At 60.2% G+C, this 17,235-nt stretch carries 13 protein-coding genes; 8 read left to right on the forward strand and 5 right to left on the reverse strand.

The window, feature by feature from the left end; genetic code table 11:
- The first annotated feature begins 341 nt into the window (after window positions 1-341).
- From bcsN to AC1DNI_RS19470, 5 genes are all read left to right on the forward strand, one after another.
- On the forward strand, window positions 342-1,235 hold the full coding sequence (gene bcsN / locus AC1DNI_RS19450) for a cellulose biosynthesis protein BcsN (protein WP_477693060.1): 894 nt from the start codon (window positions 342-344) through the stop codon (window positions 1,233-1,235).
- A 112-nt stretch (window positions 1,236-1,347) separates the two neighbouring features.
- On the forward strand, window positions 1,348-3,528 hold the full coding sequence (gene bcsA, locus AC1DNI_RS19455; RefSeq protein WP_477693061.1) for a UDP-forming cellulose synthase catalytic subunit: 2,181 nt from the start codon (window positions 1,348-1,350) through the stop codon (window positions 3,526-3,528).
- Window positions 3,525-5,888: a cellulose biosynthesis cyclic di-GMP-binding regulatory protein BcsB gene (locus tag AC1DNI_RS19460; RefSeq protein WP_477693062.1), complete on the forward strand. Its 2,364-nt coding sequence runs from the start codon at window positions 3,525-3,527 to the stop codon at window positions 5,886-5,888. Before bcsA ends, AC1DNI_RS19460 begins: the two co-directional genes overlap by 4 nt.
- The gene (locus AC1DNI_RS19465; protein WP_477693063.1) at window positions 5,885-6,934 is read left to right on the forward strand and encodes a family 8 glycosyl hydrolase; all 1,050 of its coding nucleotides are present in this window, start codon (window positions 5,885-5,887) and stop codon (window positions 6,932-6,934) included. The genes AC1DNI_RS19460 and AC1DNI_RS19465 overlap by 4 nt, the downstream gene beginning before the upstream one ends.
- Entirely contained in the window at window positions 6,931-9,252 is a 2,322-nt protein-coding gene (locus tag AC1DNI_RS19470; RefSeq protein ID WP_477693064.1) for a cellulose synthase, read from the forward strand. The genes AC1DNI_RS19465 and AC1DNI_RS19470 overlap by 4 nt, the downstream gene beginning before the upstream one ends.
- Before the next feature lie 40 nt (window positions 9,253-9,292).
- Here the strand turns inward: AC1DNI_RS19470 and AC1DNI_RS19475 are convergent, their stop codons facing one another.
- Window positions 9,293-10,555, reverse strand: a complete 1,263-nt coding sequence (locus AC1DNI_RS19475; RefSeq protein ID WP_477693065.1) for a flavin-containing monooxygenase — start codon at window positions 10,553-10,555, stop codon at window positions 9,293-9,295.
- 156 nt (window positions 10,556-10,711) lie between these two features.
- On the opposite strand from AC1DNI_RS19475, the gene AC1DNI_RS19480 reads away from it, so the two are divergent.
- The 3 genes from AC1DNI_RS19480 to AC1DNI_RS19490 all read left to right on the forward strand — a co-directional run bounded on the left by AC1DNI_RS19480 (window position 10,712) and on the right by AC1DNI_RS19490 (window position 12,392).
- Window positions 10,712-10,918 carry a hypothetical protein gene (locus AC1DNI_RS19480; RefSeq protein WP_477693066.1) on the forward strand — a complete coding sequence of 69 codons (207 nt, stop codon included), beginning with the start codon at window positions 10,712-10,714 and terminating at the stop codon, window positions 10,916-10,918.
- A 242-nt stretch (window positions 10,919-11,160) separates the two neighbouring features.
- Window positions 11,161-11,769, forward strand: coding sequence for a DUF6766 family protein (locus AC1DNI_RS19485; protein ID WP_477693067.1), 609 nt, complete (start codon window positions 11,161-11,163; stop codon window positions 11,767-11,769).
- 128 nt (window positions 11,770-11,897) lie between these two features.
- Window positions 11,898-12,392, forward strand: coding sequence for a YciE/YciF ferroxidase family protein (locus AC1DNI_RS19490; protein ID WP_027232762.1), 495 nt, complete (start codon window positions 11,898-11,900; stop codon window positions 12,390-12,392).
- Window positions 12,393-12,469: 77 nt separating this feature from the next.
- Here AC1DNI_RS19490 and AC1DNI_RS19495 read toward each other — a convergent pair whose 3' ends face one another.
- The 4 genes from AC1DNI_RS19495 to AC1DNI_RS19510 all read right to left on the reverse strand — a co-directional run bounded on the left by AC1DNI_RS19495 (window position 12,470) and on the right by AC1DNI_RS19510 (window position 17,233).
- Window positions 12,470-13,108, reverse strand: coding sequence for an RES family NAD+ phosphorylase (locus tag AC1DNI_RS19495; RefSeq protein WP_477693068.1), 639 nt, complete (start codon window positions 13,106-13,108; stop codon window positions 12,470-12,472).
- Window positions 13,108-13,728 (reverse strand): DNA-binding protein, encoded by a 621-nt coding sequence (locus tag AC1DNI_RS19500; RefSeq protein WP_477693069.1) that lies wholly within the window; start codon window positions 13,726-13,728, stop codon window positions 13,108-13,110. Before AC1DNI_RS19500 ends, AC1DNI_RS19495 begins: the two co-directional genes overlap by 1 nt.
- A 65-nt stretch (window positions 13,729-13,793) precedes the next feature.
- Complete coding sequence (locus AC1DNI_RS19505; protein ID WP_477693070.1) at window positions 13,794-14,945, reverse strand: VWA domain-containing protein; 1,152 nt, start codon at window positions 14,943-14,945, stop codon at window positions 13,794-13,796.
- Complete coding sequence (locus tag AC1DNI_RS19510) at window positions 14,942-17,233, reverse strand: DUF5682 family protein (RefSeq protein ID WP_477693071.1); 2,292 nt, start codon at window positions 17,231-17,233, stop codon at window positions 14,942-14,944. Before AC1DNI_RS19510 ends, AC1DNI_RS19505 begins: the two co-directional genes overlap by 4 nt.
- Window positions 17,234-17,235: the final 2 nt, after the last annotated feature.

Consider the following 17,235-nt stretch of genomic DNA (forward strand, 5'->3'; position numbering starts at 1 on the left):
CAACTGTGGCACGCAACGCGGCTCCTTCGATCTCCCTTGGAGATAGATGGAAGTTTCGGCAGAAGGTTCCGCGATTGCGAGTATTAGCTGCCAGACGGATGGATTAGCGAAGTAGACGAGGGCCAGGACTATCAAATTGCGAAGATCCACGTTGAAAATAAAGCTAAGGTGCGACGGACAGTTCTGCGGGACATGCCGTTCTTCAATTTTTAGGTGTAACCATCGGGCAACTGTTGATGTGAGAAGTTTGAACTTTCCCAACGACGTAGAGCATTTCCTTTGTACGAATCAATTCAATCGCCTAGTTTTCCCAAATGTTGAAGAGGACTTCCTGTCTGATCTTGCTACTTCTGGTTGGCGGCTGCGCGTCCGGGGGGCCGCCGCAGATCCTGGCATCGACGCGAACAGTCGACGCGCAGCAGGCCTATGCGCTACCGCCGCCTGGCGGTCCATCCATCGTCAGTGTCGTCGAACGATCCTACAACAATGCCGTTCAACAGGAAATTCTGTTGGCGACGTCCGCGCGCACGCCTGGGCAGAATGTCCTGCGCGTACAGCTGTTCGGACCGGTGAAGGCAAACCTTTCGGGTGGTGATACGCTGCGCGACCGTCAGCTTGGGACAACGAATATCGATCGCGAGCTCCGAGGCACGTTGCCGGGTGTTCCAATGCATCGTTCTCCCAACTTCGTGCAGAACCGCTACGGTGCCTTCGGTTTCGCCAGCGGGCATTCACGCTCCGGCGATACCTGCGTCTATGCCTGGCAGCGCATCCGGCCACCTGAAACACAATCGCGCTGGTTTACCGGGCGCGGCTCGATCCAGATCCGGCTGCGTCTTTGCGACTCGCGCTTGACCGAAGAACAATTGCTGGCGTTCATGTATGGGTTCACCATCAACGCAGCCTTCAACAATTACAGCTGGAACCCTTATGGCGAACCGGCTGGCGTGCCGGACAATCTTGGCCGCCCGGGCGCCAATGTCTTTCCGGCTGGCCCTGATATGCCGCCATCTGCCGCATTGATGCCGCCTCCGGCGCCGCAACCCGTTGCAGCGGCGCCAAAACGGCGCGCACGGCTCCCCGCCGCGCCGGCTGTCGAGACCCGTCCGGCAAGACCTGCGCCGATCGGACCCATCGTACCGCCGCCGCCTGTATCGGGTGCGGCCCCGCCCATGCCTGCACCGACCCAGATCAATCGGGCCGTCGTTCCACCCCCGCCACCCGCCGCCCAATAAACCGGAGCCAAAACGCAGTTACATTCATTGGGGAATGACCCTCCCATTAACCCACCGCCAGGACATGAGATGAATTCTTCGCCCGCCCGCCCATCGAAAAGCACGGCCGTCCATGCGTAAGTTCCTCATCATCCTGATGTGGCTCGTAACGTCGATCAGCGTTCTGCTCCTGGTCACGCTCCCGGTAAATCTGCAGACGCAGCTGATCGCCGGCGCCTCGGTACTGTTCCTCATGATGGTGTTGAAGACGCTGAATGCCGGCGGTATCTGGCGGCTGATCGCCCTTGCCTTCGGTACGGCCATCGTCATGCGCTATGTCTACTGGCGTACGACGAGCACGCTGCCTCCGGTCAACCAGCTCGAAAACTTCATCCCCGGTTTCCTGCTGTATCTCGCCGAGATTTACAGTGTGATGATGTTGGCGCTCAGCCTTTTTGTCGTCTCGATGCCACTGCCGCACCGCACGACACGGCCGGCAACCAAAGGTGAATTGCCAAGCGTTGACGTGTTCATCCCGACCTATAACGAGGACATCGAACTGCTTGCAAACACCATGGCCGCAGCCAAGGCCATGGACTATCCGGCTGACAAGCTCACCGTATGGATACTCGATGACGGCGGTACGCTGCAAAAGCGCAATGCCGACAAGATTGTCGAATCCCACATCGCTGAAAAGCGTTTCAAGGATCTCTCGGTGCTCTGCGAGGCTTTGGGCGTTCACTACCTGACGCGTGAGAAGAACGTCCATGCCAAGGCTGGCAATCTCAATAATGGCCTTGAACATTCAACCGGCGAATTGATCGCCGTGTTCGATGCGGATCACGCGCCAACACGCGATTTCCTGCTCGAAACGGTCGGCTATTTCGATGAGGACGACAAACTGTTTCTCGTGCAGACGCCGCACTTCTTCCTCAACCCGGATCCGCTCGAGCGCAATCTGCGTACGTTCGAGGAAATGCCATCCGAAAACGAAATGTTCTACGGCATCATCCAGCGCGGGCTCGATAAATGGAACGCTGCTTTCTTTTGCGGCTCGGCCGCCGTGCTCCGCCGCGAGGCCCTGAATGTTACCGGCGGGTTCAGCGGCATCAGCATCACGGAAGATTGCGAGACTGCCATCGCGCTCCATTCAAAGGGCTGGAACAGCGTCTATCTCGACAAGCCCCTCATTGCAGGTTTGCAACCCGCCACGTTCGCGAGTTTCATCGGCCAGCGCAGCCGCTGGGCGCAGGGTATGATGCAAATCCTGCGGTTCCGCTTTCCTTTATTCAATGGCGGGCTCACGATCCCGCAACGCCTTTGCTACCTCTCTTCGACGTTGTTCTGGCTCTTTCCATTCCCGCGGGCAATCTTTCTGGTCGCGCCGCTGTTCTATCTGTTCTTCGGGCTTGAGATCTTCACGGCATCAGGCGGCGAATTCCTCGCCTATACGCTCATCTATATGGTCGTGAACCTGATGATGCAGAACTATCTTTACGGCGCATTCCGCTGGCCCTGGATTTCCGAGCTCTACGAATATGTCCAGACCGTGCATCTCCTGCCGGCAGTCGTGTCGGTTGCCCTGAACCCGCGCAAGCCGACATTCAAGGTCACCGCGAAGGACGAGCGTATCGACCGAAGCCGCCTTTCGGAATTGAGCACGCCATTCTTTGTCATCTTCCTGGTGCTGCTAGTCGGCGTGGGGGTGACGATCTATCGAATTTACACCGAGCCATACAAAGCGGATGTCACGCTTGTCGTGGGTGCGTGGAACCTTCTCAATCTGGTTTTCGCGGGCTGTGCGCTTGGGGTTGTATCCGAGCGCGGTGACAAGCGGCCTTCGCGACGCGTGAAGGTGAGCCGCCGCTGCGAATTTCGCGTGGGCGAGCGCTGGCTGCAAGGGACGATCGACGATGTGTCGGTCAATGGTCTGCGCGTTCAGGTGCTGGGCGATGTGGCCGAGGCGGTTTCCGTCGGCATGCTGACCGACGTCCGCTTCAAGACATTCGCAACGGGAGATCTCGGCGATCTTCCATTGCAGGTCCGCAATGTCAGAAAGCAAGCTGGAGAAACGTCGGTCGGCTGCATGTTCATGCCTGACCAGCCCTCCGATCACTCGTTGATCGCCGACCTGATCTTTGCCAATTCGGCTCAGTGGACCAAATTCCAGCTGGATCGGCGTGGTAATCCCGGCCTGTTCAAGGGTACGATCTGGTTTTTCGGGGTGGCGATATTCCAGACATACCGGGGTTTTTCCTATCTTTTCCGCCACTTGACTGGAAGAGGCAAAAGGGAATGGGAGGGCACGCTATGAAGCGGCTGCTTGGCGCCTGCCTGTTTCTCGGCCTTTCCACCCTGAGTTCTTATGCGCAGGTCGCGCCTTTCGACATGTCGCCCGAGCGCCCCGCCGAACCCGCACCGGCCGAGAAGCCGGCCGCGCCGTTCTCGCCACTGCCCGGCCAGCAGGCACCGGCCGCACCCGCCCCCGCTCCCAAATTGGCGCCGGCGCCGATCAGGGCCGACGGACAATGGCGACGCTATATCGTGCCTCAGGACAGCCTTTCGTTCAACGGTGAGAACGGTGACAAGACGTGGGCCGTTTTCATTACTGCGGATCAGGCGGCAGCTCCTGCCACTCTGACGCTGGCCTATCAGAGCAGCCTCGTCGTGGCGCCGGAGTGGTCCACCATGACCGTTTCCATCAACAACGCCCGCATCATCAGCGAGCCGGTACAGTCGCCGGAGGGCCGGAAGACTTTGACGGCGAAGATACCGGCCGGCGTCCTGAAAGAGGGGCTCAACACATTCCGCATAAACACCAGCCTTCGCCACCGCACCGACTGCACGGTGCAATCGACCTACGAATTGTGGACTGAAGTCGATCCGTCAAAGACTTATCTTTCTTTCACCGGGGACAATCCGCGCAGGCTCAAGAAGCTGGACGACATACGTGCAATCGGTGTCGACGGGACCGGACGAACGGCGTTCAACATTGTCGTTCCCGCCATTGACCGCACCCAAGCGACGGCTCCCATGCTTCACACAGCCCAGGGTTTGGCGATCCTTGCCAATATGCCGAACCAGACGGTGACGGTCTCGTCCACCCTGCCGGCAGAGCAGTCGCCCGGCGCGCTGACGGTCCTTCTTGGTACCGACGAGGAACTGCAATCCCTCGCGCCGTGGGCAGGAGACAGTCGAACGGCACCCGGCGTGGCATTTGTGGACGACCCTGCAACCGGCAGTTCGATCCTCCGCTTTCGCGGCGCCGATTGGCAATCTGTCACCAATGCGGTTGCCGGCTTTGTCGACCCGCTGAAGCGCGATCTCAGCGTGCCGCGGACGTTCATTTCTACCCAGACATGGCGGTCACCCGACGTGCCGCTTTTCATTTCTTCATCGCGGGTAAAGCTCAGCGAACTTGGGGTGGATACGAAGAATTTCACCGGACGCCGGCTGCGAACTGAATTTGCAATTGGCGTTCCTTCGGATTTCTACGCGAACGAGTATGGAAAGGCGACCATTCTCCTCGACGCCGCCTACTCGGAAGACGTCTTGCCGGGCAGTCAGATCAATATTTACGTCAACGACAATATTGCCGCCACGCTACCGATAACCACTTCAGGCGGCGAAATCCTGCGGCATTTTCCGATCAGCTTCACCATGCGGCACTTCCGGCCCGGCGTGAACCTGATCACCATCGAGGCAGCGCTTACCACCAAGACGGATTCCATCTGCGCGCCTGGATCCAACGCATCCTCGACGACGCGGTTCGCGCTCTTCGATTCGTCTGAGTTCGTCATTCCAAGTTTTGCCAGGATCGGTACCCTCCCCAACCTTGCCGGCTTGAGCGGAACGAGCTTCCCCTATAATCGTTCGGACAAACCGTTGCCTGTCGTGATGAACAATGCCGGGGAAAAAAGCCTGTCGGCGGCCGCAACGCTGCTTGCCCGCATGGCCGTGGCTGCCGGGCGGCCGATGGAGGTCGATCCGAGGGCAACCGCGAATTCCGCCATGAATTCAAATGCCCTGTTTATCGGCGCCATCCCGCAAATCGAATCGAGCGTTCTGACGCAGACCGGGATTTCCGAGAACACTCGGACGATCTGGAGTGCCGTCAAAGGCAATGTCGAACCGGCACCCGAGGAAAATACGCAGAGCGACTTCAACGAGTGGCGCGAGCGGCTTTCCGGAAGAGGTTGGCGCGGCCAGATTTCCTCGTTTGACGACTGGCTGAACCGCACGTTCAACATTTCCCTGGCGAGCCTCATGACCTCCGATGAGAGCGATGCGCCCTATACGCCGGAACCTGCCGCTACGCTGCTTGTTGCCCAGCGGCCAAATCCGAACGGCGATGGCGTTTGGACGGTGGCAACGTCGGCAACTGACGACAATCTCATCGAGGGCGTCCGCGCCCTGACGCGGCAGGATCACTGGCCGGAACTCCAGGGCCATATTTCCATCTACAAAGCCGGCACCGACGAAATGCAGATGGTACCAGTGGGTAACTACACCTTTGTTCAGTCACAGCCGCTGTCATTTTCGAATATGAGACTGGTCATCGCCAATTGGCTCTCCGGCAATATATTGTGGTTTTCATTGATCCTTGTTGTCCTTGCCTGCTTGCTTGGCATCACGACCTCGCGGATGCTGGCAAATCTCGGGAGGCGCATATGAGAGCCTATGCCTGCCTCCTTTGTCTTTTGCTCGCCTGGGCCGGCGGCGGAGTTGCGATGGCACAAACCTTGTCGGGAACCGTGAAACCAGCGGATTGGGCCGCCTATAAATCACGCTTCATCGATGCAGGTGGACGGGTGATCGATGATGCGAACGGCAATATCAGCCATAGTGAAGGCCAGGGTTATGGGTTGCTGCTCGCATACCTTGCCAACAGCAAGGCGGATTTCGATCTGATCTGGTCATTTACAAAAACCGAGCTTTTGTTGCGCGACGACGGTCTCGCCATGTGGAAATGGGATCCCTCGGCAAAACCGCACATTACCGACAGCAATAATGCCTCCGATGGCGATATTCTGATCGCCTATGCGCTGTTGCTGGCGGGAGGCGAGTGGGAGCGCAACGATTTCATCAGCGCCGCAAAAACGATTATCGGCGGAATCGGCAAATCGAACGTTGTCAAATGGCAGGACCGCCTGCTCCTGCTGCCTGGTGCCAAGGGATTTTCCGAATCCGACCGCACTGACGGTCCGATCATCAACCTGTCCTATTGGGTCTTCGAGGCCTTTCCGAAATTTGCCTCGATCGACAAGACGACTGACTGGATGCAATTGAGCATGACCGGCGTCGGGCTACTCAATAAGGCCAGTGCCGGCCCGCGGTCGCTGCCCACGGACTGGATGTCAGCCAAGACACAGTTAAAGCCTGCCAAGGGATTTCCCGCGGAATTTGGGTACAATGCCTTGCGCATTCCTCTCTACCTTATGCGCGCCCGCATCTACGACCGGGAATTGCTTACGAGATTGCGCAAGGGCATGACCTCGGAAAGCGGCCAGGTGGTCATTACCGACAGCGACAGCGGAAACGTGAAGGAAACGCTCTCCGATGCGGGGTATGCGATCATTCCGGCACTCGTCGCTTGCGTGCTGGACAAGGTAAAATTGCCGGAGGCCGTACGCTCGTTCGAACCGTCTCTATACTACCCGTCAACGCTGCATTTATTATCGCTTTCGTTCGCCCATAGTCAGCATCCGGAATGTTTATGAAGAAGCCGGTCCTCATCATCGCACCCCTGATGGTCGCTTGCGCCGCAGCCTTTGCGCTTCAGCAAAGCTATCTGCCGGAGTCGGCGACGGCCGGAGAGACGATCCGGTCGGCGCTGTTGGGAGGCGCAAAAGGCAGTTCGGCCCAAGCGGATTCAGCCGGTGAATATGTCGTCGCGCAGTCCGGCCGAACGCCTGCCCGCCGCACGCAGCCTGCACCGGAGCAGCCGCCTGCTCCCACGACGACGCCGAAAGTCGATGAAACCGCGCTGCGTTATTTTGCCCGCCAGGGCGATCAGCGCCGGCTGGCGGCGGAGATCGCGCGGTTGAGGGCGCTCTACCCCGATTGGACGCCCCCCGCCGATCCCCTAGCCGTGCCAGTTCAGACCGATGCATCGCTCGATGCCATGTGGAAGCTATATGCCGACGGGAAACTCGCCGAATTGCGCAAGGCCGTGCAGGATAGGCAGAGTACAGAACAAGGCTGGACACCGCCCGCCGATCTGATGGACCGATTGGACCTTGCCGAAGCGCGCGAGCAACTGATCAATGCCTCCGACCTGAAACAGTACGATACGGTGATCCGCGTCGGCGCGGCCCATAACAGTCTGATGACCTGCAGCGAGATCGACGTGCTGTGGCGGACGGCCGAAGCTTTCGCCAAAACCGATCGCGAGGCCCGGGCGAAAGCTGCCTACGCATACATCCTCGATACCTGTACCGATCCGGCTGAACGGCTTGCGACGGTGCAGAAGGCGCTGCCGCTGCTGACGCGGCCCGATCTCGACACCTTGTTGGCAAAGGCCAAAATCCTGCCCGACGGGAAGAGCGAATTCGATTCGATACGCGACGACCTCGCGCGCAAAGCCGTCGCCGACGCAGGGTCCGATCCGAAACTTGTCGTACCCCAGCCTGATGTCGAGCGGGTGGAGAAACTTGCGACCGCTACAACGGGCCCTTCCGATCCGCTTATCCTCGGTTGGTATTATCTGCGCCGCAATAATTTCGAGGCGGCGGAAAAATGGTTCAAGCTTTCATATGATCGCGAAAGCGCGCCGTCATCCGCGCAAGGCCTCGCACTTGCGATGATCGCGCGCTCGCGCCCAGCAGAAGCCGAAGCAGTCATGTACGAATGGCGCGACAGCTCGGACGACACGAAGGCGGTCTACATGGCTGCCGTGGCAAATCTTCTGGCGCAGGACCCGCCGGTGGAGATTGCGCCTGCGATCCTGCAACGCATGGTGCCGGAGGTCGTGGAAGCAAAGGAGGCCAATGCCGCGCAGCAGCTCGGGTGGTACGCTTATCTGCTCAATCAGTTCGAGACCGCTTCAGGCTGGTTCTCGATGGCCCTGCAGTGGAAGCCGGACGACGAACCATCGTCGTACGGGCTCGTACTGACGCGCCAACAGCTCGGTGATGCGGCAGGCGTAGCCGCGATCCAGCGGCGCTGGGCTGGTCGCTCGGAGCGCATCGCGCGGCTCGGTGAACAGCGCAAGACGCGGCAACCCGGGCTAGCGCCCTCGCCCGAGCGGTTCGGCGACACGCTGGAGCAAACGCAACTGCGGCCGACCCTGACCACGCCGCTTGCGCTGCAGGATATGCCGGCGCCGACTTCCCCCGCCCCTTCGTCTGGGGAGCCTCGGACCCTGGCGGACCAAGTCGCCGAGACCATTTCCCGCCAGCGAGCGGAGCCATACGAGCAGCCTGCCGTCCAAACCGAGCAGGCGCCCCGGCCAAGATCGCCGGAAGCGCGTCCGCGTCAAGCGCCCCGCGCGGCCACCAACAATGCCGGCGCGCGTTCGGTCCGCGGCTGCACGACAACGATCGACCCGCAGGCTCTTTCACCCGAGAACGCGTTGTCGCGTGGCTGGTGCCTGATGGATATCAATCGCCCACTCGAGGCAGCCGCAGCATTCGAACGCGGCCTCCTGAGCCGGTCTGAGGCACAGCGGAGCGACGCAGCCTACGGCCAAAGCCTTGCCTATCTGCGTGCCGGTCTCAGCGACAAGGCCGCGGTGGCCGCCTCAAAGGCTCGCCAGCAGCAATCCCGCCAGATCGAACTCGACATCGCGCTGCTTTCGTCCCGGGCAACGGAGGCCTTCAACGCCGGCCGTCCGAACGAGGCCATCCTCGCACTCGACCAGCGGGCGCGGATCGCTCCCGAACGCACCGATCTCATGATCCTGCGCGGCTATTCCTACATGAAGTTGAACCGGCTCGCCGATGCCTTGCGCATTTTTGAGGCGGTCGCGGCGACGGGCAACAAGGAAGGCTTGCGGGGTATCGCCACGATAAGGGCGATAAGGAACAAAGAGTACTGAGTCAGAGATAATCAGGCAGCTTGCCGCGAATGCCAAAGGATCACGAACGTCCCAGTATTTGTTCGACAAGGCGAACTGCTTCGTCGGCGACCGCCAATATGATGCCAGACTTGCGTGTCGAGCCGAAATCCAGTCCCGCGAAGTAGAGGCCCGGGAGGACCCCGACGCCATCCTTGTGAATCGGCTGTCCGGCAGCGTCGAGCGCATCGGCAAGTTTCACATAGCTGAAGTCGCCCTTGAAGCCGGTGCACCACACCACACTCGTAATACCGGACCCGGAAAGATCGAGCGAATTGATGGCGGGATCCGGCCGATGCCACTGGACCGTCTCGGTTGGGTCAGGAGCCGGAACCGGTGCATCGATGCCGGCTCGAGCGATATATTCATCGATAAAGCGTTTGGCACTATCCGAGGCTTCGTCTCCAAAGCGAACATTTGCTTCGACATCGTCGGCGAAAGCGAGGCGGCCATCCACAACGCCGGTCAACCGCCCGAGAAGCACAATCCCCTGGGCGGCGAGCGCCTGAAGGCTTATCGTGTGCTCCGACCCGAGCACACCACGCGCCGGGATGCGTCCCGCCGACCGAATGATCTCCTCGCGCCGCAGGTCGAGAAATCCGCTTTCATCAAGCCAGATCATGACATCGCGCCCGCGGTAACGCCGTGGGAGCCGCCCGACGCGGCTCGTCGCAAGGAACACCGCCCGACCCGCTTGCGCCAGTTCCTCGGCGATCTGGGCCCCGGATTGGCCGCTTCCAACCACCAGAACCGCTCCACGCGGCAGACCGGCAGCATTGCGGTAGCCGGAAGCGTCTAGCTGATAAATGTCAGGTGGCATCGCAGTTGACGAGAGCGGACGCAGCGGACGATTGAGGCTGCCGCTTGCGATAATCACGTTGCGCGCCCGAAGTGTTCCGTGTGAGGTGTGCAGCCGATAGGCCCCATTCTGGTGCGTAAGTTCGCTCACTGCTGTATCGGGCTCGATCGGCAGCCCGTTTCTCCCGGCGAAATCCTCAAGCAGGGCGACGAACTGGTCGCGCGTCAGGGCGCCGTACGGATCCGTACCCTCGTAGCGATCGCCGGGCATGACGGTTAGCACGTTGGGTGTATTCATATGAAAAGCATCCCACCGCTGCGTGCGCCACGTCTCTCCTATGCGACCGCGCTCCAGCACGCTATGGCGCAGGCCCCGTCGTGCCAGCCAATAGCTTACACCGAGGCCTGCCCAGCCGGCCCCGATGACAACAGCGTCGAGAACATCGCCACTACCATCCATTTGCTGCGGTGATTTCACGATCGGCATCCCCCCGAGCCATCCCCACTCGGTATTAAGCCTTGTTGACCGCAACGAGTCCAGCGCCGCCGCTCTCTTCGCGAGGAGCTATCCGCTTGGTCCGCTAGGAGACGCCGGCGGGAACCAAAAGCAACGGTCGTAAGTTGCTGCTCAAAGGAGATACCGATGTCAAACACTGCCAAGAACCGCGATTCCGACAAGACCTTAAAAGCGGACGCCAAGGGACAGTTTGCCCGCACGGGCCACGGCTCGGACAATGACGGCGTTGTAAGCGCCAACCCCCGCGTGCTTTCGGGCAAGTCGGATGGTGACGCGACATTCAAGACAGATGCAAAAGCGAATGAACGTGACAGGCGTGCACCGGCGAAATAATCGGCGGTGCTTGCTGGCCGATCGCGATCACCGGCTGCAACGATCTCGGCATAAAGCCACCATGCGATGCTATTTTCGTTCAACCGAAGACCGTCTCAGCAGAAAACCGCTGAAATTCTGGAGGCCCGGTACTGCGCTTCCCGTCCGGCTTCCGCCATGTCCGGTGCGGAACGTTCCAGGAATTGTGTCGTTAGGGTCTGAGACAATACACGTCGACGTTTAAGGTCGGTCGGAGAGGTTGAATGCGTTTCCTGCGAAACAATGGGCTGACAATTGCGCTTTTTCTGGCCTTTGCCGGGAGCGTGGTCGGCATGATCTGGTCCGGTTTTCGGCAACAAAACCATGAGTTGAGTCTTCATGGGCAAGCGCTCCTGTCTCTGACCAGCTACCTGTCCGACGAGGCATTCTGGTCCGCTTTGTTTGAAAACTGGGAAAGCGAGTGGTTGCAGATGGCAACCTACGTTGTCTTGACGGCTTATCTTTTTCAAAAGGGCTCTTCTGAATCGCGCGATCCCGACAAGCCTGAAAAAAAGCAGGACTCCGGCAGCGGAAGCTGGATTTATGATCATTCGCTAGGATTGGCACTGTTGAGTTTGTTCGGCTTGTCCTTTGCCGGGCATTTCTTCGCAAGCCTCGCCACTTACAACTCTGAGGCCGCCTTGCACGGGGAGGCGGCGCTAACGCCGTTGAGCTATATGGGCAATGCCCAGTTCTGGTTCGAGTCGTTTCAAAATTGGCAATCGGAGTTCTTCTCGACTGCCATGCTCGTCGTTCTGTCCATCTTTCTGCGGTATCGTGGGTCCCCGGAATCCAAGAAAGTTATGGCGGCTAATCAACAGACCGGAGACTAGCGGCGGCGCGATATCTGAGATCGCGGTCCTTGTGACCGGATATCGGCAAGTCATCGCGCGGTGTTACGGAACGCTAGTGTATCTCCCGCGTTGGAAGCCTGTAGATATCCCACTAGGAGAACACACTGATGGCCGACAAAACACTCGAAACACTGTTTCATGAAACGTTGAAAGACGTCTACTACGCCGAGCGCAAGATTTTGAAGGCATTGCCCAAGATGGCACGTGGCGCAACCTCGCCCGACCTAAAAGCCGCTTTTGAGAAGCACCGCGGCGAGACCGAAATCCATGTCGAACGTCTCCAGGAGGTATTCGAGATTTTGGGCAAGCCGGCACGTGGCAAGACTTGCGACGCTATCGAAGGTATCCTCGCCGAAGGCGACGAAATCCTCGAAGATTTCAAGGGACAGCCAGCTCTCGATGCGGGCCTGGCCTCGGCCGCGCAAGCCGTCGAACATTACGAAATGGCCCGCTATGGGACATTGGCCCGCTGGGCCGGCGAGCTTGGCTTAAAGGACGCGCAGAAGCTTCTCGTCACCACTTTACAGGAAGAAACGAAAACCGACGAAGCTTTGACCGCATTGGCGGAAGGCGCTTTGAACCCGGCAGCGATGGCTGCCTGATTCGACAGGGAGCGCTTTATTCAAAGGCGCTCCCCTCTTCTCCAGCGTCACTGTTCCATGTTGTCACCGGACAGGCCTCATGCGCTGGGCGATATCGATTTCCCATAGCGGTCGAGCAGGACCGCGACATCCTTCATGATAGCGGTCAGGAGTCTGGTCCGAATAATAGCGATCGTCAGGTCCGGACGCTCAAACAGCGCTATGCAGATCTCGCCTGGATCGTGTCGCGATTGATAGGCCAGTCCGTCAGGCTGGTCGGGATGATCCCATAGTGCGTCAGCCCACTGCCCGCATGGCTCATATGGCCCTGTGGAAATCGCGTTGTCCGTGCCCAGCTCCTGCAACCCCGTTCCGTGCACCCGCACGATACGAAGATCGCGTTGCGATCTGAGTTCGGTTGCGGCTCGACTGGTAATTTCGGACGCGGGCACCATCAGCCGTTGCGGGTTACGCAGAATCGTTTCCGCCAGTGCGCCGCTTAGTGACATTCCCACATAGAGCACTCCGAAGCGGCCGCCGGCGCTGTCGAAGCGATTTGTTGGCGCGCCGCCTTTTCCAGGTCCGAAGAAGACGGGGGCAAGTGTGGAACGGTGGATGCGATGCAGCACCGTTCCGGCAGGCAGTAGGTCGATTGGCAAGGGCTTTGTGTCGAGCCAGGCAGGCGGTGGCGGCGCGGCCCCGGAAGGGCCACGCGGGTCAATGCTTGCCGCCGCCATCAGGCAAAGCCATCCGATCCATCAGCTCGGACAAGCCGTAAAATGGCGTCCGCTTCTCCGTGCCGCAGCGCCTCAAGTGGCGATCGCCCGCCAAGCACCGTGTCGGGAGCAAGCAAGAAGTCGAGCGTCGCCCACGGACCTGCCGACGCAAGGCCCCGCACGACATCGGCGACCCCGTCAATCACCTCACCCTCATTGAATTGGCAGGCTGGATAACGCCAGTCACCGCCCTCACGAACAGCCAGCATTGTATTCGACCGCCGTCTCTTGTCGACCGCCTGTCTGGTGATGCCAAGGATTCGGCCCGCTTCGTCTGCGGACAACACGCCGCCCGCAAGCTTGAGCAGCCGCTGGCGATGTTCGACATTCCGGGCGAGCGCCGGTACCAGCGGATCGAGATCGGTCACCGCCGATCCCAATATATCCGAGCGGCTGAGTAGCTGGGCAAGCGAGCCGGCATCGGTCGGGGCGGCAAGCGCATCTGTCAACGTCTTCGCCGACGCATTTGCGGAGATGCGCTCCAGCGCTGACATTGCCCGTCGCAGGAACGCCGCCTGGACGGAATTCGGATCAGCATGAATATTGAGCGTCAGGCTCGGCGCAGCATGTTCGCGGGCCATCATGACCTCCAGTGGTTGTCTTTGTATTTATATGGTTCAAGAATATACAAAGTCAACCTACTCTACTACGAGGCACCGCGCACGAGATCGATGCCGTTTGCGCTTGCCCATTGTCCGATGTCCTGCCGCGTCAAGGCGCATGCCATCATATCCGGAAACTGATCCGGCGTGCAGGCAAAGACCGGACAATCCATCGCGGCGATCGCACCGGCATTGCGCACGTCGTAGCTCGGCCGGCCGTCGTCGGACAGCGCCAGCAGCACGATGACGTTGACACCCGCCTGCTTGAATGCCGCTACGCGCGCGAGCATCGACGCTGTGTGTCCGCCCTCGCAGAGATCCGTGACGAGAACGAGGTGCGTCTTGCCTGGCCGGTCGATTTTGGTCTCACAATAGGCAAGCGCCGCATTGATGTCGGTGCCACCACCCAGTTGAACCCCGAAAAGCACCTTTACCGGGTCCGCCAAATCCTCGGTCAGGTCGACGATAGCCGTATCGAAGCAGATGAGTTTCGTCGAAAGAACCGGCAGGGACGCCATGACTGCCGCAAAGATCGACGCATAGACGACGGATGTCGCCATCGAGCCCGATTGATCGACGCACAACATGACGTGATCGAGATCGGCTCTCGTGCGGGTCTTGCGGGCGAAACCGATCAGAGTCTCCGGCACCACGGTGTTGTAGCGCTCCTGGTAGTGGCGAAGATTGGCACGGATCGTTCGCGGCCAGTCGATATCGCCGTGCCGCGGCCGACGTGTCCGCCGCGCCCGGTTGAGAGCGCCGGACAGTTTCTCAACGGTCTTTGCCCGGAGCCGCTGCATCAGGTCCTCAACGACCTTGTCGACCACCATACGGGCGGTCTCCAGCGTCCTTTCGGGCATCGCGCCACGCAGCGAGACGAGGTCGGCGACGAGATGCACATCTGCTTCCAGTGTCGCAAGGAATTCCGGCTCCAGCATCAGTGCCTTCAAATTGAGACGTTCGAAGGCGTCCTTCTGGATGACCTGCACGACCGGTGCGGGGAAGAATTCGCGGATATCGCCGAGCCAGCGCGAGACCTTCGGCGAAGAAGCACCGAGCCCGCCGCGCTTCCCCCGCGTCTCCGACGCGTAGAGAGCAGACAGCGCGTGGCCTAATCGCAGGTCGCGTTCGCCAAGTCCGTCCATGTCGTCATCGCCAAGTGCCAGTTTCCAGCGGCGGATTTGTTCCGAAGTCATACGCTTATTCCCAGGATTTGCTTTAGCAGCGGCAGCGCGCGTTCGAAGGCGGGATTCTCTTCAGTCGCGGATCGCACTGGCCTCCGCTCCTTTCTGCCGCCCGCGATGCGTTCAAGCACTCGCTTTCGGCCGACGGAATCAAGGCCGGCAAGAGCGCGTCGGAAGAGCGGCAGGCTCTCGACGAAAGTCTCCTCGTCCAGTCCGCAAAGCCATTCGTCGATCAGAAAGAGCAGCGTCTGGTCCTGGATAAGCACGTCCGCGGACCCGGCAACGAAAGCTTCGATGAAAGCGCCGGCGCGGGATGGCGTTTCACCAAGCACATGCCGCGAGAAGGCAGCCGACACCTGCAACTCATCCCACAGGCCAAGATCATGCAGGCGGCGCAGGCTGAAACCAATGAGAGGCGCAAGGGATTGCGCATCATCGACCATAAGCGCGAGTTGACGCCGCCATTCCTCGAGCAGTCCTGAATCTCCAAAAAAGGCGAGAGCTTCGTCATAGGCGCGCATTGCGTTCAAGCGCTGCAAGGTTGCCTCGTCGTCGAGCTGACGCGATCCGACGCGGACACCGGCATTGGCTTCTGCACTAAGCGCCGTGATCAGTGCACGCAATTCCAGCTCCGGCAGCTTGCGGGCGGTGCCGTAGCGTACGATACGCACGAGCGGAGCGACGGCGTTCATCACGTCGGTAATATCGTTGTTATGCACCGCGGTCGCCTGCAATAGGTTGATGCAGGTGTTGGCGGCTTGCGGAAGATCCGCAACCAGTGTGTAGCGGACAAGTTCGGCAAGTTGCGCAATGCCATCCGTTTTGTGAGCGCGTTCGACGGTTGCGGAGGCCGCGGCCTGCTCAATGGTAAGCCCCCAGACCAGGGCTTCTGCCAGGCGGACAGACATGTCGGGAGACCAGGACACGCTCCAGATCTCGCGATAAGTCCCCCGGCCTGCCTCGGCGTCAATCAGGCGGCCCCAATTAACGCGGATAAGATTGAGACGGTGCAGCAAGGTCGATTTGAGGAGGCCTGCCTCGCTACGAAGATCGAGCTTTATTTCGCTCGGCTGTTCGTCCGGCTTGAGCCGCGTCTTGCGGCACCAAAGCTCGAAATCCTTCGCCAGCGGCATTTGCGGAACCGCCTTATCGATCTTGCCTATACGGCTGTCGATATAAAGTTTCCGCTCGATCATCGCCAACTGGATATCGTCTCCGTGGCAAAGGCTCGAAAGGGATGCATCCCGCATTTCGGCGAGGCCAGGCATGCCGATCCCGCGCATGCTTGCAAGTGCGAGTGCGAGCCGCGCGGCCTCGATAGCGGAGGCCGTCGAAGCGTCGAACCCCTCCTGCCGCAAAAGCGCCGCCGTCCGGGCCTGCCAGCCCGCCGCAAAGGCCTCTGGTCCATCGTGACGGTCGCCCGAATAAAGGTCCCAGAGATGGCGATACCATCCGGGAGAAACCACGCCTGCGCCGTATCCGGAGGCACGGCTCAGCCGCCCATCGCTCCAGGGCGCCCAGGTCGCTTCGACCTTTATTTTTGGAAGATCCTTTATGATTGCACGGTCCTCGGCAGCGGTCGTGGCGGTGCGCAGACCGCCGATGTGCCAGGCGCCTACCACCACCGCGACTTCGCCATCGTGCTGCTTCAGCGCGTCCCTTACATGGATCCGCATGAAAGCTTCGCGACGCTCTTCGCGCAGCCGCTCCGCCGCGCTCCTGTCATCGTGGCCGCCGCGATACTTTCGCAGTTCCATCATGGCCGTTTCAATCGCGGCGAAGATGTCGAGGGGCGACTGGCCGCCACCATATTGTTCGATCAAACCATTCCAGAAGGTTTCCCCGTCACTGTATCCGGCTGTGCCGGCGAGCATATCGAGAGGATCGAGGCGCGCTGCGTGAAAGGCCTCGCTACCGCTTTCGTCCGCTTCAGCGTCAGCGTCTGCCGCTACGTCCTCTTCGCGCCCGGCCTTGACGAGCGCCAGCGAAACAGCGGCGGGCCAATCGATGAACCGCACCGGACGGGCGCGCGCGAGGGCCCATTGCATCGCAACCCACTCCGGCGAGAACTCGGCAAACGGGGCAAAAGCCGCATTGGCAGCTTCTTCGGCTGCGTAGAACAACATCGCCAGCGGCGGCTTCATGCCGGGGAGCGCCGCATATTGGATCAACGCATCGCCCTCGGGCGGGCCCTCGATCAGCACACAGGCGGGATCGAGCGCATCCAGCGCACCCTTCAACAGGGCCGCCGAGCCCGGGCCGTGGTGGCGAATTCCAAAAAGATGCGCCTGGCGCTTCACGG

The sequence above is a fragment of the Phyllobacterium sp. 01N428 genome, from assembly GCF_056399405.1.